General features: G+C 49.5%; 36 protein-coding genes. 3 read left to right on the forward strand and 33 right to left on the reverse strand.

Features of this window, described 5'->3' with window-relative positions; translation table 11 throughout:
• Positions 1 to 279: 279 nt before the first annotated feature.
• The 16 genes from MHI24_RS12790 to MHI24_RS12865 all read right to left on the reverse strand — a co-directional run bounded on the left by MHI24_RS12790 (position 280) and on the right by MHI24_RS12865 (position 13,473).
• Positions 280 to 861, reverse strand: a complete 582-nt coding sequence (locus tag MHI24_RS12790) for a hypothetical protein (RefSeq protein ID WP_340025987.1) — start codon at positions 859 to 861, stop codon at positions 280 to 282.
• 20 nt (positions 862 to 881) lie between these two features.
• Entirely contained in the window at positions 882 to 2,666 is a 1,785-nt protein-coding gene (locus MHI24_RS12795) for a phage tail protein (protein WP_340025988.1), read from the reverse strand.
• Positions 2,667 to 2,678: 12 nt separating this feature from the next.
• A complete protein-coding gene (locus MHI24_RS12800) occupies positions 2,679 to 3,230 on the reverse strand; it encodes a phage tail protein I (RefSeq protein ID WP_340025989.1) in 552 nt (183 codons plus the stop codon).
• Complete coding sequence (locus MHI24_RS12805; protein WP_340025990.1) at positions 3,223 to 4,350, reverse strand: baseplate J/gp47 family protein; 1,128 nt, start codon at positions 4,348 to 4,350, stop codon at positions 3,223 to 3,225. Before MHI24_RS12805 ends, MHI24_RS12800 begins: the two co-directional genes overlap by 8 nt.
• A 3-nt stretch (positions 4,351 to 4,353) precedes the next feature.
• Positions 4,354 to 4,683: a GPW/gp25 family protein gene (locus MHI24_RS12810; RefSeq protein WP_340025991.1), complete on the reverse strand. Its 330-nt coding sequence runs from the start codon at positions 4,681 to 4,683 to the stop codon at positions 4,354 to 4,356.
• Entirely contained in the window at positions 4,680 to 5,123 is a 444-nt protein-coding gene (locus MHI24_RS12815; RefSeq protein WP_340025992.1) for a phage tail protein, read from the reverse strand. The genes MHI24_RS12810 and MHI24_RS12815 overlap by 4 nt, the downstream gene beginning before the upstream one ends.
• A complete protein-coding gene (locus MHI24_RS12820) occupies positions 5,120 to 5,533 on the reverse strand; it encodes a phage baseplate assembly protein V (RefSeq protein WP_340025993.1) in 414 nt (137 codons plus the stop codon). Before MHI24_RS12820 ends, MHI24_RS12815 begins: the two co-directional genes overlap by 4 nt.
• Before the next feature lie 3 nt (positions 5,534 to 5,536).
• Entirely contained in the window at positions 5,537 to 6,559 is a 1,023-nt protein-coding gene (locus tag MHI24_RS12825) for a contractile injection system protein, VgrG/Pvc8 family (protein ID WP_340026674.1), read from the reverse strand.
• A gap of 14 nt (positions 6,560 to 6,573) precedes the next feature.
• The gene (locus tag MHI24_RS12830; protein ID WP_209878878.1) at positions 6,574 to 6,774 is read right to left on the reverse strand and encodes a tail protein X; all 201 of its coding nucleotides are present in this window, start codon (positions 6,772 to 6,774) and stop codon (positions 6,574 to 6,576) included.
• Positions 6,771 to 9,698 (reverse strand): phage tail tape measure protein, encoded by a 2,928-nt coding sequence (locus MHI24_RS12835; RefSeq protein WP_340025994.1) that lies wholly within the window; start codon positions 9,696 to 9,698, stop codon positions 6,771 to 6,773. Before MHI24_RS12835 ends, MHI24_RS12830 begins: the two co-directional genes overlap by 4 nt.
• Before the next feature lie 149 nt (positions 9,699 to 9,847).
• Complete coding sequence (locus tag MHI24_RS12840; protein ID WP_340025995.1) at positions 9,848 to 10,168, reverse strand: phage tail assembly protein; 321 nt, start codon at positions 10,166 to 10,168, stop codon at positions 9,848 to 9,850.
• Positions 10,169 to 10,180: 12 nt separating this feature from the next.
• Positions 10,181 to 10,699 (reverse strand): phage major tail tube protein, encoded by a 519-nt coding sequence (locus MHI24_RS12845; protein WP_340025996.1) that lies wholly within the window; start codon positions 10,697 to 10,699, stop codon positions 10,181 to 10,183.
• A gap of 14 nt (positions 10,700 to 10,713) precedes the next feature.
• Positions 10,714 to 12,159, reverse strand: coding sequence for a phage tail sheath family protein (locus MHI24_RS12850; RefSeq protein ID WP_340025997.1), 1,446 nt, complete (start codon positions 12,157 to 12,159; stop codon positions 10,714 to 10,716).
• Between the two features lie 3 nt (positions 12,160 to 12,162).
• Entirely contained in the window at positions 12,163 to 12,435 is a 273-nt protein-coding gene (locus MHI24_RS12855) for a hypothetical protein (protein WP_340025998.1), read from the reverse strand.
• Positions 12,432 to 12,854 (reverse strand): hypothetical protein, encoded by a 423-nt coding sequence (locus MHI24_RS12860; protein ID WP_340026000.1) that lies wholly within the window; start codon positions 12,852 to 12,854, stop codon positions 12,432 to 12,434. Before MHI24_RS12860 ends, MHI24_RS12855 begins: the two co-directional genes overlap by 4 nt.
• Before the next feature lie 97 nt (positions 12,855 to 12,951).
• Positions 12,952 to 13,473: a sigma factor-like helix-turn-helix DNA-binding protein gene (locus MHI24_RS12865; RefSeq protein WP_340026001.1), complete on the reverse strand. Its 522-nt coding sequence runs from the start codon at positions 13,471 to 13,473 to the stop codon at positions 12,952 to 12,954.
• Between the two features lie 201 nt (positions 13,474 to 13,674).
• On the opposite strand from MHI24_RS12865, the gene MHI24_RS12870 reads away from it, so the two are divergent.
• The 3 genes from MHI24_RS12870 (at position 13,675) to MHI24_RS12880 (ending at position 15,638) form a co-directional block, all read left to right on the forward strand.
• On the forward strand, positions 13,675 to 14,073 hold the full coding sequence (locus tag MHI24_RS12870) for a helix-turn-helix transcriptional regulator (RefSeq protein WP_340026002.1): 399 nt from the start codon (positions 13,675 to 13,677) through the stop codon (positions 14,071 to 14,073).
• Positions 14,074 to 14,160: 87 nt separating this feature from the next.
• Positions 14,161 to 15,054, forward strand: coding sequence for an ImmA/IrrE family metallo-endopeptidase (locus MHI24_RS12875; protein ID WP_340026003.1), 894 nt, complete (start codon positions 14,161 to 14,163; stop codon positions 15,052 to 15,054).
• Between the two features lie 104 nt (positions 15,055 to 15,158).
• A complete protein-coding gene (locus MHI24_RS12880) occupies positions 15,159 to 15,638 on the forward strand; it encodes a ferritin-like domain-containing protein (protein WP_340026004.1) in 480 nt (159 codons plus the stop codon).
• 100 nt (positions 15,639 to 15,738) lie between these two features.
• Here the strand turns inward: MHI24_RS12880 and rpsI are convergent, their stop codons facing one another.
• The 17 genes from rpsI to rplR all read right to left on the reverse strand — a co-directional run bounded on the left by rpsI (position 15,739) and on the right by rplR (position 25,125).
• Positions 15,739 to 16,131 carry a 30S ribosomal protein S9 gene (gene rpsI / locus MHI24_RS12885; protein ID WP_238655671.1) on the reverse strand — a complete coding sequence of 131 codons (393 nt, stop codon included), beginning with the start codon at positions 16,129 to 16,131 and terminating at the stop codon, positions 15,739 to 15,741.
• A 20-nt stretch (positions 16,132 to 16,151) separates the two neighbouring features.
• Entirely contained in the window at positions 16,152 to 16,589 is a 438-nt protein-coding gene (gene rplM, locus MHI24_RS12890) for a 50S ribosomal protein L13 (protein ID WP_036692430.1), read from the reverse strand.
• A 187-nt stretch (positions 16,590 to 16,776) separates the two neighbouring features.
• Positions 16,777 to 17,604, reverse strand: a complete 828-nt coding sequence (gene truA, locus MHI24_RS12895) for a tRNA pseudouridine(38-40) synthase TruA (protein WP_340026006.1) — start codon at positions 17,602 to 17,604, stop codon at positions 16,777 to 16,779.
• A 157-nt stretch (positions 17,605 to 17,761) separates the two neighbouring features.
• Positions 17,762 to 18,127 (reverse strand): 50S ribosomal protein L17, encoded by a 366-nt coding sequence (gene rplQ / locus MHI24_RS12900; protein WP_019908254.1) that lies wholly within the window; start codon positions 18,125 to 18,127, stop codon positions 17,762 to 17,764.
• A 41-nt stretch (positions 18,128 to 18,168) separates the two neighbouring features.
• On the reverse strand, positions 18,169 to 19,113 hold the full coding sequence (locus tag MHI24_RS12905; RefSeq protein ID WP_238655669.1) for a DNA-directed RNA polymerase subunit alpha: 945 nt from the start codon (positions 19,111 to 19,113) through the stop codon (positions 18,169 to 18,171).
• Positions 19,114 to 19,244: 131 nt separating this feature from the next.
• Positions 19,245 to 19,640 (reverse strand): 30S ribosomal protein S11, encoded by a 396-nt coding sequence (gene rpsK / locus MHI24_RS12910; RefSeq protein ID WP_020427052.1) that lies wholly within the window; start codon positions 19,638 to 19,640, stop codon positions 19,245 to 19,247.
• A 19-nt stretch (positions 19,641 to 19,659) separates the two neighbouring features.
• On the reverse strand, positions 19,660 to 20,028 hold the full coding sequence (gene rpsM / locus MHI24_RS12915; protein ID WP_036721817.1) for a 30S ribosomal protein S13: 369 nt from the start codon (positions 20,026 to 20,028) through the stop codon (positions 19,660 to 19,662).
• 18 nt (positions 20,029 to 20,046) lie between these two features.
• Positions 20,047 to 20,160, reverse strand: a complete 114-nt coding sequence (gene rpmJ / locus MHI24_RS12920; RefSeq protein WP_003322638.1) for a 50S ribosomal protein L36 — start codon at positions 20,158 to 20,160, stop codon at positions 20,047 to 20,049.
• 53 nt (positions 20,161 to 20,213) lie between these two features.
• Entirely contained in the window at positions 20,214 to 20,429 is a 216-nt protein-coding gene (gene infA, locus MHI24_RS12925) for a translation initiation factor IF-1 (RefSeq protein WP_018753971.1), read from the reverse strand.
• Between the two features lie 2 nt (positions 20,430 to 20,431).
• Positions 20,432 to 20,740 carry a KOW domain-containing RNA-binding protein gene (locus tag MHI24_RS12930; RefSeq protein WP_238655668.1) on the reverse strand — a complete coding sequence of 103 codons (309 nt, stop codon included), beginning with the start codon at positions 20,738 to 20,740 and terminating at the stop codon, positions 20,432 to 20,434.
• Between the two features lie 11 nt (positions 20,741 to 20,751).
• Complete coding sequence (map, locus tag MHI24_RS12935; RefSeq protein WP_340026675.1) at positions 20,752 to 21,504, reverse strand: type I methionyl aminopeptidase; 753 nt, start codon at positions 21,502 to 21,504, stop codon at positions 20,752 to 20,754.
• A gap of 4 nt (positions 21,505 to 21,508) precedes the next feature.
• A complete protein-coding gene (locus MHI24_RS12940) occupies positions 21,509 to 22,153 on the reverse strand; it encodes an adenylate kinase (RefSeq protein ID WP_340026008.1) in 645 nt (214 codons plus the stop codon).
• Positions 22,154 to 22,251: 98 nt separating this feature from the next.
• The gene (gene secY, locus MHI24_RS12945) at positions 22,252 to 23,550 is read right to left on the reverse strand and encodes a preprotein translocase subunit SecY (protein WP_340026009.1); all 1,299 of its coding nucleotides are present in this window, start codon (positions 23,548 to 23,550) and stop codon (positions 22,252 to 22,254) included.
• Positions 23,550 to 23,990, reverse strand: a complete 441-nt coding sequence (gene rplO / locus MHI24_RS12950; protein ID WP_238655664.1) for a 50S ribosomal protein L15 — start codon at positions 23,988 to 23,990, stop codon at positions 23,550 to 23,552. The genes secY and rplO overlap by 1 nt, the downstream gene beginning before the upstream one ends.
• A gap of 41 nt (positions 23,991 to 24,031) precedes the next feature.
• On the reverse strand, positions 24,032 to 24,217 hold the full coding sequence (gene rpmD, locus MHI24_RS12955; protein WP_019908243.1) for a 50S ribosomal protein L30: 186 nt from the start codon (positions 24,215 to 24,217) through the stop codon (positions 24,032 to 24,034).
• 14 nt (positions 24,218 to 24,231) lie between these two features.
• Complete coding sequence (gene rpsE, locus MHI24_RS12960; RefSeq protein WP_036652980.1) at positions 24,232 to 24,729, reverse strand: 30S ribosomal protein S5; 498 nt, start codon at positions 24,727 to 24,729, stop codon at positions 24,232 to 24,234.
• Between the two features lie 27 nt (positions 24,730 to 24,756).
• Positions 24,757 to 25,125 carry a 50S ribosomal protein L18 gene (gene rplR / locus MHI24_RS12965; protein WP_340026010.1) on the reverse strand — a complete coding sequence of 123 codons (369 nt, stop codon included), beginning with the start codon at positions 25,123 to 25,125 and terminating at the stop codon, positions 24,757 to 24,759.
• Positions 25,126 to 25,195: the final 70 nt, after the last annotated feature.

Consider the following 25,195-nt stretch of genomic DNA (forward strand, 5'->3'; position numbering starts at 1 on the left):
TCTATATGAAATATTATATCTGAATATTGGGTGAAGTCAATGGGTTTTGTTCAATTTGGGTGAAAGTAATCCTGCTGATGCAAGGAAAGCGATTGCGCTGCGAGAATTGTTTCATAGCCCTCCTGAAGGCATTCAAAGCTCCGTCTTTATAAAAAATTTGTATTTTTTGTTTGATATAAAACTGGAAGCCACTGAAATCGTAAGAATCTACGGTACACGCTGGAGCAATTACGTCAAGCCGCACTAGACTCGCTATTGTTCTAGACGTGTCTTTAGCCTTTAGCTCGAACCTAAGTTGCTCCCGTTCCAAATTTCTACACCGTCAACCAAAATCCGATATAGCCGGACACGCTTCCACAGAACCACGCCGCTGTTAATGAAAGCATGGACCCTAATGTAGTACATGCCAGACGCACCGGTGATGCTCAAATCCATCAATTTACGTGTAAACAACGAACCAGAGAACGTGCGATAATCATACGTCCCCCCTCCTCCGAATTGTTCCTTGGAAACTATAAATATACCGTCGGAACGGATGCTGGATTGACCTTCCAGGGCACAATCGAATGTCACTGTGGACTTGCCGGTCAGGTCGAAGGGAATGGACGTAACTGCTCCGCAATCCCCACCGCCTCCGTTTGTGTTGTAAGCGTATAGTTCTACGTGGTCAGATTGCTTCGCATAATAAGACTGATTTCCATAAATTGCACCTTGAATGACCTTGGATACGGAAGCGTAGAACTCCCTCCACGTTCCGTGTACATTGACATATCCACGGTTCACGGCTTTCCAATCGCCAGAGATATTCACAAACGGCCTAGTTGTCTTCCAGATACCGCCTACGTTTATTTGAAAAGGCACTGGGTACACTCCTTTCATTTTTAAGAATATTGCAGCCAAATGTCGCCATCTGAACCCCCTGAGGGCGCTGAAGTCGACTTAGTAATGTTCTTTGATGTGTATATCTCATTCCATTCTTGATAACTGCCACTCCCGCCCAATTGCGGTGGATTCCCAACGCGAAATACAAGACGTGAAGTGCTGTAATGTGAGGCAAGTTGAAAAATTGTGTCCCCACCGGCAGCCATTACAAACATTTGCCCGTAATCAGTTGACGGCTTCCCTTGCATAATCGGGCTATTACTCATGTTTGCGCCAAGTCTGAACAGGCCGCTTGTTGTCATTTCGTTGAAGTCAGTGCCACTGAATGCTTGTGTCTTCAAGAATGAAGTCGCCTGATAGCCATCCAGAAGGTCTGCATTCAAATTAGTGTTGAGTGTTGTAGATGTCACCAGAAAAGGTGACGTTCCCGTAACCATGTTTGAAACAAAACGACGTGAAGTAATATCACCATTTCCATCTCTGACAGCAATCGTACTCCCTGCTGCTCCTAAGTTGATATGATACCCGTCTACCATATCAGTGTTCAGGTTTGCCACGGCCGTAGTGCTGGACACTACGAACGGGGCTGTCCCTGTTGCTGCATTTGATATAAAGCGGCGCACGGTTATATCTTGGTTCGCATCTCGCGCCACAATGGAGTTAGCTGCATTTCCTATGGAGGCATGCATTCCATCTACTGTATCCGCATTACCTCCACTTGCAGGTAAGCTTGAAGGAATATCAGCTTTATTAGCCTTAGCATTCCAAGTATCACGCTCCGATGCTGTAAGGTGCAGCGTAGTATTACCAGTATGACTGTTTAAGTTACTTTGAACTGCATTTGCCTTAGTCGTAGCGTCCGTAGCAGCCGCTGCCTGAGCAGCATTCGCTTTCGTGGTTGCATCCGTTGCAGCTGCCGCCTTCACCGCATCCGCTTTGGCCTGCGCTCCGGCTGGTGTCTCCTTAGCATTCCAAGCCGTCCGCTCCGCTGCCGTCAGGTGCCGGGTAGTATCATCCGCATGCGCCTTAGCCGCCTCCAGTGTTGTTGCGGGTGCTGTGCGCCAAGAGGATTTACCGGTAATGGATTTGACCGTGTTTGCCAGCCAACCCAGCAGATTGGTGACGGTGCCGCTGTCTCCTGTTGGTGCTGTCGTGTCAGATATCGTCCGGCTGCCAATAACCGTGTCTGTTGCAGAGCCTGCCCCGCCTGCTCCTGCTGTGATCCCGGCCAACTTACTCTTCTCGGCTGTGGTGTAATCATTAGCGGACAAGCCCTTGCCGGAGACTTTATCTACTTTGGCTGCATCCACTGTGTCCAGTTCGGTCTTCTTCGCAAACACCAACGACTCATCAATAACCGCGGTAATATTGGCGGCTGTGCCCACTGCTACGACACAATCGAATGTTTTCTCGATAATGTCTGATCCGCCACCTGGCGGAATGTAATCTGCGGTTACACCGGCATTGGCGTAAGCGTAAAGGATTTCCCCGGCATCCGGGTCTTGTGCGAAAACCCCTACTTCCCGCCAGTAAAAGCCCGTGGAGACATCCGCGTTCCGCAGCACGGAACCAATAATCGCTTTATTGGGCGGCTGAGTCGTTATTCGTGTAATCGGCAAACTGATTTTTGGCGAAATCAGTCCATTCATCGCCGGAACAGCTTGTCCTGTAAGTGAACCGTCGCCTACAGCAATGCGGGTATAATTCAACTTGCCCCCCGCTTGGGCTTTTCCCTGCAGTACAAGACCTTTGTTGGTCAGTGTCATGCCTCCAAATACTGCCACATGATTCCCTCCCTAAATCTGAATATGTTCCCCGAAATGTAAAAAGCCGCCCAAATAAAGAGGCAGCGGCTCCGCTTGTGAAATAGTGACGCTGTCCAGTACAGCAGACAACCGCTTAACCGCATCAACAGCGGCAATGAATTCCTGAGCCCGTGCAGCAGTCACATCCGCATTGTTGGTGACCACCCGGAAATGATAAGGGTCTCCTCCATATTGCCACCATTCTTCGACTGCACCCTGGCCAAACAGAATGGCGATTAAATCTTCTACTGCACCGGCAGTCCCTTTGTGCCTGTGAAAAGGAATGGCATTTTGAATCAGCAGCCGTTTCTGTTCAACAGGCAGAGCCGGATCATAATACGGCGGCTTGAATTGCCAGGCCAGCTCATCCGTTTCCGCATCTGTCCATTCCGCTGACCGGCTGAAAATGTTCAGACCTGCAATCATAGCGCTTGTCTCTTGCAGCTGTATATCTAGCGCAGCTGCGGCCGCGGCCATGGCAGGGTCCTTACGAATGGAAGGCGGGATCAAATCGCTCAGGCTTAGGGTCTGGATATTAATCATCTGCCAGCCCCCCATAAGTCAGTGCCGTTGTGCCCGATCGAGCCACTTGAGTTGCGGACATGGTTTTATACACAGGCTCTGTCACCGTCACCCGTAGTGCCCCAGCTGCCATGATACGGGATATCAGCTCCGATGGATTGATATCCCTGCCAAGCTTGGAGCGCTGCCAGAGCTGATAAGCAGCAACGGCTGCCGATACTGCCGCCTGGATACCCGGAACCTCAGCAGCCCGGCTGCGGCTAATATAATAGGTCAGTGCAGTATTATAACTGACTGGCTGTGGCGCACTCACGGTTACCAGATCTGTCAGCGGCCGGATTCCCCTGTCCTCCAAAGTCTCGGCAATTGAATTCAGAACATCCTCCCCTGGAATTTCCCCTTCTGCGAGTAAGGGTACCACGGTAACACGCCCGGGTGCCGGAGAGTAGGCATGAACATCCTTGATTGCCGAGGATGTGGACTTGGCCCAGAATTCATAGGCTCCCTGAGGTCCAGCCGTTGAATATGATTCCGGTGCGTGACGTATACGTTCCTTGAATGCTTCGTCTGTCTCAGCAGCAGCGCCGCCGGAGCTGACGGTCAGATTCGTTACAGCCTGGACAAAAGGCAGCGGGTCCATTGGAACATTAATCTGCCCGGGCAAGAATCCGTTCCCTGTTGTCCCCGATTCGGAGCATGTTGCCTTAACCGTTCCCGCTGTCTCCCCCGGAGGAATCTCCAAGTATTCCATGGTTGTAAAATAAATCGAGCCCTTCCCGCCCTGTACTCCGACGCGTGTCCCTGCCGGTATCGGAGCCGCTGAAGCCAGCGGAATGGATAAAGTGAACTGGAGCGTAACGATTGCTGCCGATGCCTCTAACCGCTTTGATCCTTGAAAAGCCCCCATATGATCGAGTAACGTTCCAGAGGCATACCGCAGCAAATTTCCTTTGGCGGTCTGATTGATCAGCACCTTTTGCTGGATAATGACTGCTGCGAGTGAAGACAAAAAAAGCCGCACCGGATCGGCAGGCTGTAAAGTGCGTCCGGCAAGGCCTTCATATACAGTGATGACATTTTGCTGTATGGCTGCTGCATCCTCCTCCGAAAAGCGGATATCCGGTAATTCAGCATATTCCAATTCCTACTCCTCCTCTGCCAGGCTATATTTCAGTACAACGGCCAAGCTGCCTGTAAGCTGCTCTTCTATATCCTTATGAAAAGAAACATCGGCCACGATTGCGCGCGGCTCCTGCTCCGTTATGGCTGTAATGATTGCTGCCGTCAGGCGGGATTCAGCAATGTATGCCGGTTCATCAATAATGGAGTAGTCCAGGCCAATCCCCCGGGCTAATGGCGCGCTGCCAAGCGGAGTAGCAAGGATCATCCTTATATTCTGAGCGACTTCCTCTGCTACCGTTGCCGGGCTAAAATCAATCCGTGTGGGTTGAGTCATATCTACGGTATACATCATTTTACATACTCCTCAAGTGAGATCGTGACCTGTGCATCCAGCACATTGCCGATGCTATCCAGCCTGTTCCAATCCTGTGACAAACTGCTGATGACCCATAGCCCTACCCCTACATTTTTTCGTCCTATGATTAACGGCATCGCCTTGCCGGCACGGTCCAGCTCAGTAAGCCTGTCCAGCTCTTTGCGCGGATTAAGGCCAAGCGCCGCCGAGAATTGAACCGAGAATGAAACGGAGTCTGCCCCCGGTCCCAGAAATTCCTTCTTGGGCTTCTTGCCGATAATATCGTGCTGGGCCCAACGGCTGGAGCTGCTGCGCTTGAATTCATCTATGGTACGAATCGCACCCTCCGCAACGACAAACACTACCGGCCCCAGACTGCCAATCTTATTCATTTTATAATCTTGCTTCTGCTCTTTGCTGTTGCTCTTATTACTCATCCGGTTCCGCCTCCTCCATCATGAACTGAGCTGGCAGACACCTTGCCGGTAACCGTCAAGTCTCCCTCGATCCGCACCCCGCCGCTTGCCTTGACACTAAGTGTTTGGGCTGTACGGTCATAATAGACATAGCTTCCATCCTCAAACCATACCCCCCGCTGATCCTGGGTACCGGAAGGCTGACCGTCATCTGCAAAATAGCTTCCCAGACAGATCCCGGTAGAACGCGCATGATTCAAAAAGGCACACACGACCCGCTCTCCCGGCAACGGTACTGCATTGCCTTTTCCCCAACCGCCCGGTGTCAGCACCGGCAACTCGCCGGAAACCATATCATCACGGTCTGCAAAAGTAACCCTCACGCTTCCGGCTGCCGGATTAGCTGTCGATACCCTGCCAATAAGTATCACCTTTCACCACCCCAATACTTTACGAATGTCCAGACTGGTTGTATACCCGCTGCTTCCAATAGAGTGCCTTGCCGATTCAATAATGTATTTGCCGTCAAAACGCTTCCAGCCTTTGATATTAATCGTGAGTCCCGCGGCCATCCTTAGATCTCCCATAAGCGAGAGAGTACCTTTGCCGCCCTCTTTATTCTTTTCCCGGAGCCTTTTGCGGGCCAGCCGCATCGCATTTGCCTGTGAGTCGACCTGTTCATTAATCTTAAGCACGGGACCGCTCTTAGGCGCGCCTTGAGGGGTATACGTGGCTTTCAAAGTCTCTTTGTCCTGAGAGGGAGTATACGTCACAGTACATGCCCGATAAGCCGCATAGGCCGTATTGTAAGCGAAGCTGTAATCCGTCACATTGCTCTCCCCCCGCACGATCGTGGCCACCGCTGCTTTCTGTTCATATTCCTGTTCATCAAAAAGCACCAGGCTTCCAGAAGAGACTTTAATCGCGATACCTTCTTGCATAGCTGTGTCCAGTAAAAACGCCAAGTCCGACACCTCCGACTGCTCCAGCCGGTCATAAGAGGGGTTGTCCTGTGCCTCATAGATTAATTTCAGCTTTGCGCGTTTGGCCACTTGAGCGGCAATTGTTTTCAGATTGGTTTTCTCCCAGCTGCGCGAGCTTCGCTGCATCCGGACCTCGGAGGTCACAGGAAGCGAGACCGCCTTAATCGAGATCGTGTCAGGAGGGCCGCTAAAATCAATACTGTCTACCTCAAAGGTGCCCAGCGGCAGCTTCTTGATTTCACCCGGCTTATCCCAGTTGACCGTCCGGATCACAGCAACCAATTGATCGCCTTCAACCGGTGACCAAGGCCCCTGCCAATTGCGTTCCCTATCCTCAAGCGTAACTGTAAGATCATCTAATGAACCCGAGGCAGCATCATTATACTGAAAATCTGTCAGTGATCTAGTGATATCCTGCGTAACATCTTTTCCGTTATAGCGCAGTTCCAGTACCGCTCTGCGTGCATCCTGCATAAGTTCCACTTGCTTCACTCCCTTCGCCAAGGAGGTAATGAGCTGGATATGTCGGAGGGAAGCTCCGGTACATTCAGTACAATGTTGCCTGAGAATACACTGACAGCAGCATGTGCCGGATTAGCATTCAGGAGCAACGTCAGGAAACGGGCATCTCCATAGATTTTAAAAGCAATCCCATCCCACATATCACCTTGTACCGTTCTATAGATCATTGGAAGCTCACCCGCCTCTGTTGCAGCAGCATCGACTTGAACCGGCGTTCGAATCCGTCCTCTGTCTGCTTTAAAGCCTCCCGTACCTGTTCAGCTACCGATTTATCGCCACCCTGAAGGATTACACTAGGCGCCCAGGTTACATGTATATCCCCATTGTTAACGGAATTATTATTATATCCCATTAAATCATTTGCCTTCTCAAGCAAAGACCTTGACCGGGGCTTGCGGTTCAAGGGAATAGCGATTTCGGGGCCAGCTTCACCAAAAATAGAGGGAACGTATGCGATACCGCCTTCAGCGTATTCTGCAATGCTTAGTGGTCCATAAAGCGGGTGGTATGACTTCCCATTCGGTTTGACACCTTCTTTGCCCTCTCCCCCAGGAACTCCAGTAGCACTCGGGACTTTCCCTATCTGTTCCCAAATAAGCTTCAAATTCACTTTCATTTCAGCAGGCAGCTCATCAAGAGCAGCGTTAAGAAGCATCACCTTATCCAGAGCCTCCCTGAACCGCTCTTGTTCAGCAGCAGACATATCCTTGTACTTGGCCGCCTGCTCTTGCAAGGTACCGCCGAGATCAAGTTCAACTATTTTTTTCTGGGTATTGTAATAATTGACCAGACCATCCTCTGCCTCTTTCCTGTCACTTTCTGTTTTCTTAAGTTGGTCGTTCTTTTTATTAATGGATTTCTCCATTTTAGAATAATCTTCTTGAAACAAAGCGGGTCCTGTATAATATTTCCCAGTCACTTGGCTTGCTTTTTTAGTAAAAGCTAAAAATTTCTCGCCTTGTTGATTAGGATCGAGATCACTATATTCTATTTCATTGTACTCCTCCATAAGCACAACGTAGTCCCTATACTTTACCTTCATCTCCTCATAGGCGGCACTTTGATCTTTAAGATTCTGAGTCAGCTCTGAATAATTTTTCTCCAATTCAGGCAATTTGGCTTGTGCAGTAAGGGCCTCATGTTCTAGTTCACGACGTCCCATTTCTTCCCGGGCTTTGGCAATATCTCCGACAAGACCCATCTGTTCTCGGAATTTATCATTCTTGGAGCCTTCAGCAGACAGAATATTCGGGTTCATATCTATAAGTTCTTTCTCTACAACCTTTAGTTTTCGTCTGGCTTCTAACAATTCATCAGCTGGAGTTCTTGCATCCTTAATCTTCCCTGTTAACCGGTCATGCTCAGTGATTAGATTCTGGGTCTTGGTATTAGCCTCCTCAATCGCTGAATAATTGGCATAGGATTCACCCAGCGCATCCCCCATATTCAGAAGCTCCTGGCGCGCATCCTCCTGATGCTTTTTGAAGGCGATGACACCGGCTGTAACCAGCCCGACACCGGCAACAGCAAGACCTACAGGATTCGTCAGCAACCCCAGCGCACCTGCAAATCCTCCAGCCGCTCCACTGGCCGCGCTTGCCGCCCCGATGATCTTTGAGAACTCCTGAACAATCTTCACGGTCTTTGTAGCCAGTACGGCAGTAGGCCCCGCAAGACCAATCACCATCAGTGCTTGTTTGTTATCTGACGCCCAGCTAGTCAGCCCCTGAAGCGCCGGCATCACGCTCTCTCCCAGTGGAACCACAAGACCGGACATCAGCTCCCGCCCTATGGCTGAAAACTGCTCGGTTAGCGTATTGTCCTTAATCGCAGACACTTCATCCATCGTTTGCCGGGTCATATCAAACTGATGCCGTGTCTGGCTTAACGACAACACCGCTTTATTTCCGATTTCCTCAAACTGAGCCCCGAATATAGCGCTGGCAAGGGCCGCTTGATGAACCGGATCTTTAATTGCTTTTAACTTCGCAATCACTTGATTCATGGCATCCTTACCAGTCATAGAACCGTCTGCCAGCCCTTTGAAGATTTCATCCCCATTGCCCATTGTTTTGCGTAGCTGAAGCATGGCTTTGCTCGCCGAGTCTCCGCCCGCCTTCAAATCCTTGACCAGGGCAACAGCTCCATTCTTCCCGGCCACTTTCACCAATTCGCCGAATTCCTTCGACTTCGTTCCGCCACTTACAAGTGCAGCACTGAATTGGTTCAGCTGCTCAGGTGCAAACAGCTCATAGACGGCGGCCTTTGTGGAATCCGAGCCCTCTTTTACGGTTGAGCTGAATTTCTTCACAAGCCCGGCAAGACCCTCAAGTGAATTCCCCCCATTGTCCATGCCAGAGCTCAACAGCTCAAACATCTCATCGGCAGAATATCCCATTCTTTTGAAATCAGCGCTGTACTTCTCTACGGCACTTAGCAGCCCGCCGGATGTGTTCATGCCCTTCTGCGCACCTTGGGCCATCAGATTATAGGCCTGCTCTGAAGAGATACCGAACTTTTGCATCATCGCGTCAACGGCTTGTACGGAGTCTGATATATCCCCCTTAAAAACATCGCGATACGTCATAGCCGTCTGGGTGGTCTTCTCCAGCTCATCTCCGGTTTGACCCAGAACTTGCTTCACCGTTCCAACCGCTTCACCGATATCTTCGAAGTCTTTACCATAATTCTGACTGTACAGGCTATCGGAGATCTCTTTCATTTCGCTCATTTCATCGGCGGTTAATCCGGTTGATGCCTGAAGCTGCGCCATTGCCCCGGCAGAATCATTCACAGCGCTCCATACCGCTTTTAGGGGTTCAACCGCTTTAGTCAGCATGGAGAAATCCACTTTTTTGAAAGCAGCCTTAAGTTTGTCACCGAGTTGTTCGGCTTCGTCACCAGCGTCCTCAGCATCTTCGCCGAGTTGATCGAAGTAGCCCGCCTTGGCCAGCTCCTTAAGCACGTCTTCCAAATCCTTAATTTGCTGTTCCACTTCCTCGACAGAATGGGGAACATTGGGATTCACCAATACATTCAGCCGGACAATAAGCTCACTGATGCTTGGACTCCCTGAACCTGAACCTGCCATAGGTTACCTCCCTCCTTTAATTCTCGCCACCCGCTCTGCCCAATCCCCCAGTTCCTCAACAGGCAGGCTGAGAAAATAGGGGATTGGAGTATGGGTAAGCATGGCCAAAGAGACGACGATGTCTTTGATCCCATCGCCGTCTCCGCAGCCTACAGCAGCAAAAAACTTTGTGCCTGTAAGGTCAGCTTTGTGAAATCCTTAGCAGGCAGAGCCCGGATGAGTCCAACATGAACACCGGCTGCCTTAGCTACAATATAAGCCTGATAAGCTTTATTGGTCTCCTTAATCAATTCCCCGCCGGATTGACGGGCGGCTTCCATCTGATATTGCCGGTCACAGGTAAGGATGTCCTCACCGGTGAGCTTGTCAAAATCAATACTCAGGCTCTCAAACGTATCGCCCTCAAAGGTGACGGGCCGGGCGAAAGTGTAGACTTCCGCTCCGGTCTCCTCCAGCTCTTTTGTTCCCATCGTGCACTCTCCTTATAGACCCAGATTCTCTTTGGTAGCTGCAAGGTAATCCACATCGTATACTTTATGAATGTAGTTATATTTGTCAATTTCCAGTACCTGGACACCATCCAGGGTGACCTTCAGATAGTTAACCGAGAAGTTGTTGGTAGTATCCATTGCTGCTCCGGTCTCCAGATTACCGAGTGTCAGGCCGAGCGGTCTCGCCCGGATGGTAACCTTAAACGGCACCTCGCGGTATTCACTGGTCGCAGTATCGAAGGTCTGAATGGAAGCGCGCAGATCCAGCGTGTGCACCTTCGGTGCCAGCAGAGAGGCCGCTGCCTTCTCAATCGTGCGCCATTTAAGCGCCAGACTCATCGCCCCCGTGTACCCTGGGGATGGCGCCGCCATTTCTCCGGCAATCCCGCCCCCTTTGATGGTATCTACCAGGTAAGTAATTTCCGGCAGAGTCGCGGTTGCTGTTCCCAAGTAATCGACGGCATTCAAATACACCGAATAATCAATAACCCGTTCTGATCTTTTTGGCATGATTGCTCCTCCTTCTACGCTACCAGCGCAGCCAAGTATGTTGTGTCGTATTCAAGCAGGAAGGAAATCTCCTGTGCCGGCCCAGGCGGCGTAAGATGCAGATGGAAGGTGACCTTACCGGCCATCAGATCTGTCACCGGATTCTCGGACTCATTGAACTCTACCCGTCCGCCCAGCAGTGCTCCCGATGCCGTCAGGCCATTCAGCCAAATGTTAACGGAATCCGTAACCGCAGCGACTAGCCGCTTGTTCATCGGGTCATCCACCTTCTGCATGTAGGTCAGAATCAGACTGTTGCCGATCCAGTTGAACATCCGGCGGACCGGAATAAAGCTGTCTTTAGGATCAGTTATACCCGGATACGCAGCGGTGTTGTTCCCCCAGCTTTTCCAGCCGCTTGTTCCCAGGTTAAGTGCGGTTACAATGCCTGCACTGTTCAGGAAGCTGGCCTGGTCAATTCCGAGGAATTGGCTTGTCCCGTCAGCTAGTGCAGTACCATCCGCCTGCAGAGGCTTGTTAGAAGGCGATACAAAAGGGATACCGCCATTATCTGCATCCGCCGCGGCAATAAGGCCGGCAAGCTGAGTGGAGAAATGATATTTCTTCTCCCCAAGCGTCAGCATCGGATAGGCGGCAATTTGGAGCGCACCCGTGTAGTTATTGTTGGCTTTCCATGTACCGACCTCTGTATAAGATTGGGATGGATCAATATCCGTCAGAGCAATCGCCTTGAAATTCCCGTTAATATTTCCTGCCTTCGCCTTCATCACTGCGGCAACCGCAGGCAAATGCGACCAGCCCGGAGCCATCAGCAGATCGGGAAGGATACCGAAACGAGGGTACGCTTGATGCACCAGCTCAAATCCGGTGTATTCGCCCGAGGAGGTCACGCCTCCAATGATATCCTCAGCCTCTACAGCAGCAGGATTCAGTTTGTCATAACCGACAGATAGCTGATCTGCGTTGGCTGCAATGGCCCCAGAAGGCTTCGTTGTAATCAGTACATGTCCATTCTCATCAAAAGCAGCCGTATAATCCGTACCGGACACATAAGTGGAAGTGCCATCTGAAGATTTAACAATCAGCGTCGGCAGCAGTACCCCTTCAGCCTGCAAGGTCGCCAGCCGGTTACTGACAGTCACCGTTTCAGGAGCCACCGTTGTCTTGTGGACAGCCGGGTCAAGCACATTGACCAGAATCATAGGAGCTCTTTCGTACAAGGCAAAATGAGAATACACTAACTCGCTCAGCGTATATTTTGACCAGTCATCACTATACCCCAGAGCAGCAACGGCTTCCGCATAGCTATTCACAAGCACCGGAGTATTAACCGGAACTGCTGCTGCCGCCAGATGAACCGGAGCTGTACCTACTGCAAAAGGAATACCGCTTGTTGCTTTAGCCGGAGCCAGAACCGAAGTCGACTGTTCAATAATGCTTACACCATGTTTAAATGCCATTGATTAAATCCCCTTCCCAAGAAGCCTTTGATAGACTGTATATTCAGCGGTACCCGCTTGAAGAATGCGCTCCTGCACTGCGGTCATTTCCTCAACCGGAACAATCAGTTCAGCCACATCCGGCTGTTCAGCCATTAACGGTGTTAAGTAAGATGGGATACCCGACCGGAACACGGTGGATTGCAGCAGCTGGCCTCCACGCAAGTTGGGTCCCAGATAGATTTGGATGGGCTCCTGCCCGGTTTGAGGCTGGTCATTATTTTGAATAGAATTCACAATACTACCTCCTGTCGAATTTGGGGCAATGCCCAGGTTGTTGTAAGTTCGCCCCTCCAGAATGCTGAAGGGTGCTCTTCGTCAAGCTTCCATGTCCAACTGGCGTCTACAACAAATTTCTGTTCAAGGACTCTCTGGCGCAACAGCAGGATACGTACCCGCTCCATCAGATTAAGCAGCATAATCAAGCCTGTATCATCTTCGGAATGGGTTCCAAACTGAAGTTTAATTTGAATTTGCCCGTGATCGGAATCTCCCTCACCCTCAGCAGGCCGAAGCATAATAACCGGAGATACCGGATTTACGCTTGTATTCGGCGGAAGATATCCCAGCAGTACTGGGGGCACAGGCTGCGTATCATCAGCCAATTCCTGTTGCAGAAATCTTTGAATGGCCAAAATTAATAACGTGATGGTCACTGTCGCCCTCCTTATTTAAGATGGTTAGCCTCCCTTCTATTTATTAGGGGCTTTCACTAGACAAACCCATTTTATTATTTATAAAAAGCTCACCTTATCAGACAGGAGAGGTTGATTCGTCCATTACGGAGCTGATCTTTTTTTGCGCCCGTTGGATGTACTCACTTACACTTCCAGCCGAAATGTTGAGCATCCCAGCAATAGTGACATGTGAGAACCCTTCACCGTTAGCCAGCATATAGCACTCCCGCTCTCTCCTGCTCAACAACCCAAGGATATGCTCCAGTTGAAAACGCTGAACCTCCGATATTCCTTCTGTAGGAACCGCATTGAAGCGGCCGGTGAAATTCTGCATACGAATGGGCTCAACAAGAATTTCCCGCTCATAACCCGCACGCCGTTCAATACCCCGCTTGCTGCCCGGCCTGCGGCCGCTGCTCAGCCATTCAATCACATACTTGCAGTCACTGACCATTCCCGCGATCACCTTCTTATCATCTTCATCCGCAACTTTATACAGCTGTTCTACACTTTTTAATGAAATTTGATATTCCGGCAGCATTCTTTGACCAAAATTAGAACTTTGGAATACCAGATTCTCCTGCTCAATAACGCCCATGCGTATCTCCCCCTATTATTTTGCACATCAAATATACTCAATTTCGTATTTTTGTATCATGTTATGCTCAATTTCGTACTTTGTCAAGAATAATATCCCTCTAAATACGAAAATGCATATTTACAAATCTCATCATTGTGCCTAGAATAGAAATACATAGTACGAAGTATCGTATATTTATTATTATGGGGAGGACTGCGTGTGCAACGGGCTGAAGTCTTAAAGAGGTTAATTGAGGAAAGCGGCCTGAACACCAAAGCTTTTTCAGAAAAAGCAGGAATTCCTTATACTACGCTCAGGTCCATTCTAATGCGGGGTGTCGGAGGAGCTTCTGTTGATAATGTTCTTAAGGTTTGTCGTGCTTTAGGAATCACTACTGAAGAAATGGAGCGTCTGGCCTATGGAGGCGCAGAAGACACTTCGTCTTCAGCACTATCTGAGCTGTCTGAGTTTGAAGCCTTTTTAAACAATCCGGAGCATGGACTGTTTTTCAAGGATTATCTGGATGCTCCGGATGAGCGCAAGCGGGAAATGTTAACCTTCTGGCAATTTATCAAAGACCAAGAAAAGAAAAAGGCCGACTCTTCAGACCCCAAATAAAAAAGTAGAGCTAATCGTGGTTTCAGCCAACGGGCTGATTCCGCATACCCATACATACGAACATACATTCTACTTCGGAGGTTATATATGTTTATTCATTATACAAAAACACATTTGGAGCAATTTGTTGAGGAACTTTACATAGCACACTCTATTCTGCAACCGGAGGACATCACCATTCCGAAACTTTCAGAGGAGTTAAACGTGCTTGTTAATTATGCGCCGATTACAAGCCGGGCTTATGAATCTGCAACAGGCGTGCGTTATATACTGCTTGATAATCGGACTACTCCTATGAAGCAGCGGTTTGATTTCCTGCATGAGCTCTGCCATATCCTGAGACATGCCGGCAATCAAACGGTACTACCTGCTCCATTTATTAAAGCACAGGAAGAAGACGCCGAGAAATTCGTCCTTTACGCCACTATGCCCTTTTTTATGCTTCAATCGTACAAATTATCCGATGTTTATTATACTGCGGTTCATCAGATTTCTGCGCTGTTTGGTGTACCCACCGATATGGCCAAAATCCGCTTCGATCAAATCTTACGCCGGGAATATGAAGGGGAGCTGTGGCCTGTGCGAAGAAAAGAGAGAGCGTACACTTTCTATCCAACTGGGGAGACTGCTGACCATGTTTCAGAACACCCCGTAATCTTTGCGTACTATGATCCTTACAGCACACTGGATGGTCCAGATCAGCTTATTATCTGCCTTGACCCACACACCTTGTCTAGCCAATCTGAATGGATGATTCCCCTGGAGGAGAGATTTCAAGAAATGGAGCTGGACACACTTAGGAATCTGGAATACGCACCAGCTGCGAGAGGAGACCTGGTATGCTTCGATGGACAGCTTACCTTACAGCTTCACCAGCTCGTACACCGGTATGGGTTATCCAAGCGAAATTTTGTACTCCAAATGAGAGATGTTGAAAAGATCCTTGAAGCAGATCAAAGCACCGTACGAAGGTTTATATAAAAGGGATAAGTGGTGTGCCAGTTCCTCCACAGTTCCTTAATCACACCCTAGGCAGATGCGCATATAAATAAAGATAAATACTTACATTATCGGAGGCTATGCATATGAGTACGGTTTACCCTTATTGGTACCGGGTTCAGTTCTCCCCAGTATGGGCTACATCCCCCCAGGAAGCGCTTCAATTAATAAGAACTTCGGTGCAGGGGGAGCGGAATGATGAGCTGTTCTACAGCCAGTTGATTGCACTCGCTCCTAATCCGGAGCAGGCTCAGGTCATCGCTTCGATCCGGGCGGATGAAAGACAGCATAATCAGATGTTTCGCCAGATGTACAGGGACTTGAGCGGGCAAGAGGTTACAGGGGTTAGCAACGAGACTCCAGTCCCAGTTACTTCGTATATGGCGGGGCTGCAGCAAGCCTTTCAGGGGGAATTATCTGCCGTGGAGAAATACCGCAAGATCTGGTTCGGGCTTCCCTACGGGATCTACAAGGACACTCTGTACGGCATTATTCTGGATGAGCAAAAACATGCAGCCAAATATAATAACCTGCTGCTGCAAAACCTGGCTGCTCATCCCAAATAAAAAGTGGTATGCCACCACCGATCTTCCTAAGATACAGAACACAAATAAAGCTCCCGGCCATAATGACCGGGAGCTTCTTTTCCTTGAGAACAAGGGAATATTAACGTTTCGAGAACTGAGGTGCACGACGAGCGGCTTTGAGGCCGTATTTCTTACGTTCCTTCATGCGTGGGTCACGAGTCAGGAAGCCGGCTTTCTTCAGCGTACCGCGATATTCAGGGTCTACTTTGAGCAGTGCACGGGCGATACCGTGACGGATTGCTCCAGCTTGACCCGAGATGCCGCCACCATGTGCAAGCACGATTACATCGTAGCTGCCCAGAGTTTCAGTCAGGTTCAAAGGTTGTCTTACGATCATCTTCAGTGTTTCTACACCGAAATATTCGTCCATCTCACGTTTGTTAATGACAATGCGTCCTTCACCCGGTACAAGGCGAACACGTGCTACCGAATGTTTACGACGACCTGTCCCATAGTATTGTACTTGTGCCATGAAACTGTCCTCCTCTATTCTTATCCGCGAAGTTCGTAAACTTCAGGTTTTTGTGCTGCATGTGGATGTTCAGCGCCTGCATATACTTTGAGTCTCAGCTTCATGTGATTACCTTGACGAGTCTTAGGAATCATGCCATGAACTGCGAATTCAATCATACGCTCAGGTTTGGTCTTGATCAGGTCCTCAGCAACAGTAACCTTCAAGCCGCCTGGGTGCATCGAGTGACGGTAGTATTTCTTATTCTGCATTTTCTTACCTGTGAGGTGAATCTTCTCAGCGTTGATAACAATTACGAAATCGCCTGTATCAACATGTGGAGTGAATTGCGGTTTGTGTTTGCCGCGGATCAGGGCAGCGGCTTCGCTTGCCAAACGACCAAGTGTTTTGCCTTCGGCATCAATGATGTGCCAATTGCGTTCAACTTCGTTCGGCTTCGCCATATAGGTGGTACGCATGAATGTTTCCTCCTTGTTCTCGTACGAAAATCTTCTGTTTCGTATATCTTGTTTCGCATTTAGAATCACATATTTGTATGTTGGAAAAGCTTGATTGTTGGCATTTCCTTGATCGGGGCTGTGGGATAGCCATCAAGAAAACACAACTTTTATATTACAGCATAAACCCGATGAGTGCAAGTGATTTTTAACTTTCAGAGACACTATTTTGCGAAAAAATAGTATTCCCTTCTTCGGTCATCACACTCTCGTCATACTCCACACTCCAGAGTGCCAGACCCTTGGATACAGCCGTAGGACCGGCTGCTCCGCGGTCACATGCCGCAAGAATGACGGGGATTTGATCCGCGCTGACTTTGCCTTCCCCCACCTGCATCAGCGTGCCCATAATAATGCGTACCATATGCTGCAGAAAGCCGCTGCCTGTAATATAAGTGTGAATTACTCCCTGGTCAGGGGAGCCCGGACGGCACATGCTGCGGTCCACCTCAATATATGCTTCATATATCGTCCGGACGTGGGAGGTCTTGGTAGAATGTCTGGATGCAAATGAAGTGTAATCGTGGGTGCCCAGCAGCGCTGCCAATCCCTGCTCCATCGCCTGAAGATCCAGTTTGCCCGGATGATGATGCTGCCAGCGCCGCTGGAACGGATCCGGGAACCGGTTGCCGCTTATCGTGTACCGGTAGGTTTTGCGCTTCGCCCCTCGGCGGGAGTGGAACGAGAGCGGCACCTCAGCGGCCTCAGTGACCACGATGTCCTGCGGCAGCCTGGCATTCAGTGCCAGACACCACCGCTCCAGCGGGATCTGCGAGGAGGTGATGAAGTTAAAGGGCTGGCCATACGCATGAACACCTGCATCTGTCCGTCCTGAGCCTGTTATTTTGAGCTGCTCACCGGTTAAGTGCAGAATGGCATGTTCCAGCTTGTCCTGAATCGTATTGCCCTGAGGCTGGGTCTGAAAGCCATCATAATGGGTTCCGTCATAATTGACTCTCATCAATAGATTGCGCATTTCATTCTCCTCTTTCAAAAAAAAAGAGCCCCGGCGGGAGCTCCTTCTACTCTATCCAAGGTGATTCCCGCGGTTATTTGCACAGCAGGGGGATTATGCCCTGCAGTACAATAACGTTAAACGTAGTACGTACATCCGGAAATCATGGCTTGTGAAACTACGCGCGGTCTACCAGTTCAAGATAAACCATAGGCGCAGCATCGCCACGGCGAGGTCCCAGCTTCAGGATACGGGTGTATCCGCCTGGACGCTCAGTGTAACGAGGAGCAATGTCAGAGAACAGTTTCTGGATTGCATCTTGTTCACCATCTACAGTCTCACGACGAACAAATGCAGCTACTTGACGGCGAGCATGAAGATCGCCCTTTTTCGCTTTAGTGATCAGTTTCTCAGCGATGGAACGAACTTCCTTCGCTTTGGCTTCTGTTGTCTGAATACGTTCGTATAGGAACAGATCCGTTACCATATCGCGGAACAGTGCTTTACGCGCGCTGGAATCACGGCCCAATTTTTGGTATGCCATTTTGTTTTCCCTCCTTCACTCAAGTCTCAAGAATCCGAAAGCTATTCTTCTGTACGAAGTCCCAAACCAAGCTCCTCAAGCTTCTCTTGTACCTCTTCCAAAGATTTGCGGCCCAGGTTACGGACCTTCATCATATCTTCTTCAGTCTTGGTAGTCAGCTCTTGCACGGTATTAATACCGGCGCGTTTGAGGCAGTTGTAGGAACGGACAGAAAGATCAAGCTCCTCGATCGTCATCTCGAGTACCTTTTCCTTTTTGTCTTCTTCTTTTTCAACCATAATTTCGGCGTCTTTCGCTTCGTCCGTAAGACCTACGAACAGAACGAGGTGCTCGTTCAAAATTTTGGCTCCAAGGCTAACGGCTTCTTCCGGTCGGATACTGCCATCTGTCCAGATTTCCAGCGTCAATTTGTCGTAGTTGGTAACTTGACCGACACGGGTATTATCAATACCGTAATTCACACGTGAAATTGGGGTGTAGATAGAGTCAACTGGAATTACACCAATTGGCTGATCGTCGCGTTTGTTCCGGTCCGCTTGGACGTAGCCGCGACCACGGCCTGCAAAAATGCGCATGTGCAGTCTCGCGCCAGGTCCCAGCGTTGCAATATGAAGATCCGGGTTCAGGATCTCAACATCGCTGTCCGCACGAATATCACCTGCGGTAACGATGCCCTCTCCTTCAGCATCAATCTCGAACACTTTCTCTTCGTCCGAATGAATCTTCAGCGAGAGAGCTTTAAGGTTCAGGATGATCTCCGTCACATCTTCCATTACGCCGGGAACGGTCGAGAACTCATGCAGAACGCCGTCAATTTGGACCGAAGTCACTGCGGCTCCCGGAAGGGAGGACAGCAGAATCCGGCGAAGCGAGTTCCCCAGAGTCGTGCCATATCCACGTTCCAGCGGTTCAACTACGAATTTCCCATAGGTCCCATCCTCATTGGCTTCTACGGTCTCAATTTTCGGCTTTTCGATTTCTATCACGAGTGTACCCCTCCTTCAAACGTCGCTCCTATATGAAACAGTCACCCCATCAGGTGTATCATGTAGTATGCCTAAACACCTATTATTAGCAGATGCGTCAGAATTATACCACAATCACAATTCTGATTCTACTATACGCGGCGACGCTTCGGCGGACGGCATCCATTGTGAGGAACTGGAGTAACGTCTTTAATGAGGTTAACTTCAAGGCCAGCGGCCTGAAGGGAACGGATGGCTGCTTCGCGGCCCGCGCCCGGTCCTTTAACCATAACTTCTACGGACTTCATGCCGTGTTCCATAGCTGCCTTAGCGGCAGTTTCGGCTGCCATTTGTGCTGCGAATGGAGTCGATTTACGGGAACCCTTGAATCCTTGACCACCGGAGCTTGCCCAGGAAATTGCATTTCCATGAGGGTCCGTGATCGTAACGATCGTGTTGTTGAACGTGGAACGGATGTGTGCCACGCCAGACTCGATATTTTTCCGGTCGCGACGTTTGGTACGTACGACTTTTTTCGGTTTAGCCATTGTCTCTTCTCACCTCTTCTTATTTCTTTTTGTTTGCTACAGTACGACGCGGGCCTTTACGGGTACGGGCATTAGTTTTGGTGCGTTGACCGCGAACAGGCAATCCACGACGGTGACGAACACCGCGGTAGCAGCCGATCTCAGTAAGACGCTTAATATTCAAGGAAATTTCACGACGCAGGTCACCTTCAACCTTAACCTCTTTGTCGATCGTTTCACGCAGTTTGCTGACTTCATCTTCCGTCAAATCACGGACACGTGTGTTAACGTCAATGCCTGTTTCATTAAGAATTTTCTGGGAAGTCGTTTTACCGATTCCGAAAATATAAGTCAAGGCGATCTCAACGCGTTTGTCACGTGGCAAATCCACTCCAGCTATACGAGCCATTACGCTACACCCCCTTCTTTAACCTTGTTTTTGTTTGTGTTTCGGATTTTCGCAAATTACCATAACAGTCCCTTTGCGGCGGATGACTTTGCATTTTTCGCAAATGGGCTTTACAGAAGGTCTTACCTTCATGTTAATTACCTCCTCAAAGTTCTGCGAAGCAAAACTTTTGTTGTAGTTCCCATCTATTTACGGTAAGTTATACGGCCTTTCGACAGATCGTAAGGCGATAACTGCACGACCACTTTGTCCCCGGTCAGGATACGGATAAAGTGCATCCGCAATTTCCCGGACACATGGGCAAGTATCTGGTGACCATTCTCAAGCTCTACCTTAAACGTTGCGTTGGGCAACGGCTCAATAACCGTTCCTTCTACTTCAATGACATCTTCCTTAGCCACAGTTAGTCTCCTCTCTCCTTAGCACTTTTTCCAGCGGGCTGTCCGTACTTCATCACTGCGAACCGCAGCTTTCCGTTGGTGACCCGGCCGGTTTCTTCCAAACTGTCTACAATCTCACTGCTGATGAAGGGTATGAGCTCCAAATGCTGAATATTCTTCTTCTTTGGGCTGTCAAACTTGCGTTTGTCCCCGTCAGCAATATATACAAACCTGCTATCCACAACTGCGATAACAACGGCAGCCTCTCCGGCATCCTTGCCTTTGAGAATTCTCACGATCTGACCAATCTGCGGGCTGCTCCCAGTATTCACGTGAAGATCACCTACGCATTCAGTTTTGTGAAAATCTCCATGCCGTCCGGCGTAACCGCCACGGTATGCTCAAAGTGAGCACACAGCGAACCGTCTACCGTAACGACCGTCCAGTTATCTTCCAGCGTTCTGACATACCGTTCCCCTGCGTTAACCATCGGCTCAATGGCGAGTACCATACCCGGCTTCAGACGTGGTCCGCGGTCCGCTATGCCATAGTTCGGAATTTGCGGTTCTTCATGCAGTTCTGCCCCAATGCCATGGCCAACATACTCGCGGACTACGGAGAACCCCGCATCTTCGATATATGCTTGGATGGCGTGGGAGATTGTAAACAGGCGCACATCCGGTTTGACTAACGCCAGGCCGGCGTAGAGAGAGCCTTCCGTGACATCCAGCAGACGCTGGGCTTCTTCGGAAATGCGGCCTACCCCGTAGGTCCAGGCGGAGTCCCCATGATAACCGCGGTACTCTGCACCGATATCCAGCGTCACAATGTCGCCTTCCACCAGTTTGCGTTTCCCTGGAAATCCATGCACCAATTGTTCGTTGACTGAAGCGCAAATGCTGGCAGGAAAACCGTTGTAGCCTTTAAAAGACGGCACTGCACCCTGACTGCGGATGTATTGATCAGCAATTCTGTCGAGCTCTCCGGTCGTAACCCCTGGCTTGATAGCCTCAGCAATACGGCGGTGACACTCGGCAACGATTCGACCAGCTTCCCTCATGAAGACAAGTTCCTGTTCGGATTTACAGATGATCATTACATTAACCCCGCAGCATAGATACAATTTCAGAAGAAACGACATTGATTTCGTTTTCTCCGTTGACCTGACGCAAAAGACCTTTATCTTCATAAAATGCAAGCAGCGGCGCTGTTTTGTTATCATACTCATCCAGGCGCTTGCCTACACTCTCTTCGTTGTCATCCGGACGCTGATACAGCTCGCCGCCGTCAATGTCGCAGATGCCTTCTTGCTTCGGCGGGTTGAAAATCAGATGGTAGGATGTTCCGCATACTGAACAGATCCGGCGTCCGGTAAGACGCGCCATCAGCAGTCCGCGGTCCACATTCAAGTTGATCACGTGATCCAGTGAAGTCCCGAGACGGCTCAGGATCTCTCCCAGCGCTTCCGCTTGCGAAAGGGTTCTTGGAAAGCCATCCAATAAGAAACCTTTTTCGCAATCGGACTGCTGCAGCCGTTCTTCAACGATTCCAATCGTCACATCATCAGGTACAAGCAAGCCTTGATCAATGTATGATTTGGCCTTCAGCCCAACCGGCGTTCCCTGCTTGATTGCCAAGCGGAAGGCGTCACCTGTCGAAATATGCGGAATACCAAGTTCCTTCACAACCACTGAGGCTTGTGTTCCCTTGCCTGCCCCAGGAGGGCCCATGAATAAAATGTTCACGATTCTCTACTCCCCCCAAACGTTCGCCACCAGGCAAGAAACAGCACAATAGGTACCGGGAAGTCTAAGAATCCAGGTACTTCACCGGAACCTATCGCCTATTTATTGATGAAGCCTTTGTAATGGCGTTTGATCAATTGGCTCTCGATCTGCTTCATGGTATCCAGTGCCACACCGATTACGATCAGCAGCGCAGTACCGCCGATCTTAACCTGCTTAGGCAGCCCTGCCAGCGTACCAAAGAACATCGGCAAAATAGAGATCAAAGCCAGGAACAAAGCGCCAGACATCGTCAGACGGGACATTACTCTGGTCAGATACTTTTCAGTTGCCTTGCCCGGACGAATACCTGGAATGTATCCGCCGTTCTTCTTCATGTTCTCTGCCATCTGTTGCGGGTTCATCTGAACAAACGTATAGAAGAACGTAAATCCGATGATCATCACCACATACAGGAGCATTCCGAGCGGCGCTTCAATGGCCAGATACTTCGCAATCCATTTGGCCCACTCATGAGTAGACCAGAAGGATGAGAGCACAACCGGGAATTGAAGCAATGAGACGGCGAAGATAACAGGAATTACACCAGCCGCATTAATTTTAAGCGGAATATGTGTATTCTGTCCACCGTACATTTTGTTACCGACCACGCGCTTAGCGTATTGTACAGGGATTTTGCGGATACCTTGCTGAACAAAGATAACCCCGACAATAATCGCAACAATCACGACCAGAACAATAACGGCTTTAAGAATATTCAGGAACATCTGATCCGGCTGGATGAAGCTTGATTGTGCTGTAGCCGTGATATATCCCGGAAAGGCGGCGACGATTCCCGCAAAAATCAGGATCGAAATCCCGTTTCCTATTCCCTTTTCAGTGATCTGCTCACCTAACCACATCAAGAACGATGTACCCGCCGTCAATATGATCGCGATAAGCAGGTAATCCGCAAAGGTTGCATTTGGAATCATCTCAGTGCCATAAATCCGGTTAAATCCGATAGATGTGGCAAACGCTTGAATCAAACCTAGCACGACTGTGCCGTAACGCGTAATTTGCGCCAGCTGTTTTTTCCCGTGCTCCCCTTGCTTCGCCCACTCGGCAAACTTAGGAACAACATCCATCGAGAGCAGTTGCACGATGATGGATGCCGTAATGTACGGGTAAATGCTGATCGCAAAAATCGAGAAGTTTTTGAGCGCTCCGCCCGAGAAGGTGTTCAAAAGACCCATCAAAGCGTCTCCGCCCTGATTTGTTGATTCCAGTACTTCTTTGTTCACACCGGGAACCGGCACAAACGAACCGATGCGGTAAATGATCAGAACGAACAGGGTAAACAGGATCTTTTTGCGCAAATCTTCAACATGCCATATATTCTTAAGCGTCTTGAACATTAGATCACCTCGGTTTTACCGCCGGCAGCTTCGATTTTCTCTACCGCAGATTGAGAGAACTTATTTGCTTTGACAGTCAGTTTAACAGCCAGTTCACCGTTGCCGAGAATCTTGATGCCGCTCTTAGTGTTGCTGACAACACCAGTTTCAAGCAAAAGCTCTGGAGTTACTTCTGTTCCTTCTGCAAAGCTGTTCAGATCTTCAAGGTTCACAATCGCGTACTCTTTACGGGTAGGATTGATGAAACCACGTTTAGGCAGACGACGATAGAGTGGGTTTTGTCCACCCTCGAAGCCTGGACGCACACCACCGCCGGAACGGGAGTTTTGACCTTTGTGACCGCGGCCCGAAGTTTTACCGTTTCCGCTACTTGGTCCACGGCCCACGCGGTTGCGTTCTTTCCGTGATCCAGGAGCTGGAGCAAGTTCATGTAACTTCATCGTTTGCACCTCCTTATGTTTGTTAATGTTATACGAGGCGATTAGCCTTCAATTTCAGTAACGGACAGCAAGTGGCTCACTTTGTTGATCATCCCGCGAATTGCAGGAGTGTCGTTGTGAACCACGGACGAGTTGGTTTTGCGCAGGCCGAGCGTCTTAACAGTAACACGTTGTGTTTCTGGACGTCCAATTACACTGCGAACGAGGGTAATTTGCAACTTTGCCATTGACGTTCCCCTCCTTAACCGCGTAATTCTTCGACAGATTTGCCGCGAAGCTTCGCGACTTCTTCAATGCGTTTCAGGCGGGAAAGTCCCTCCAGAGTAGCATTGACCATATTCATGGAATTCGAAGAACCCAGAGATTTTGTCAAGATGTCGCCAACGCCTGCCAATTCAAGTACCGCACGAACCGGTCCACCAGCGATAACGCCGGTACCTTCGGATGCTGGTTTCAGCAGAACGCGTCCTGCGCCGAAATGACCAGTAACCAGGTGAGGAATCGAAGTTCCTACGATTGGAATGTGGATCAGGTTTTTCTTGGCGTCTTCAATGCCTTTACGGATGGCATCCGGAACTTCTCCGGCTTTACCGATACCCGCACCGACATAACCGTTGCCGTCGCCCACAACAACAAGTGCACTAAAGCTGAAACGGCGTCCGCCCTTTACAACTTTTGCAACACGGTTAATGTGTACAACTCTTTCTGTCAGTTCTAAACTGTTCGGATCTACACGCAAGTCGTTAACCTCCTTTTAAGAATTATTCTAGAATTCAAGACCAGCTTCGCGGGCTGCGGTTGCCAGAGCCTGAATCCGTCCATGGTACAGGTATCCACCGCGGTCAAATACTACCGCTGTATGACCCTTTTCTTTGGCGCGCTCAGCGATCAGTTGACCAACTTTGCTTGCAGCTTCAACGCTGCCGCCGTTTCCGATTGTAGCACTCAGCTCTTTATCCAGTGTGGAGGCAGATACGAGAGTAACGCCTGTCACGTCATTGATCAGTTGAGCATAGATGTGTTTTGAAGAACGGAATACGTTCAAACGCGGACGCTCAGCAGTACCCTGGATTTTTTTACGAACACGCAGGTGTCTTTTGAGACGAGCCTTGTTTTTATCCTCTTTTGTAATCATGACTTCCCTTTCACTCCCTTCAGTTTGCCGTAGACAGCTTCACTTTAAGATGCACGGGGTATCTTACAAT

Origin of the sequence: Paenibacillus sp. FSL K6-1096, assembly GCF_037977055.1 — a bacterium.
GTDB lineage: Bacteria > Bacillota > Bacilli > Paenibacillales > Paenibacillaceae > Paenibacillus_AQ.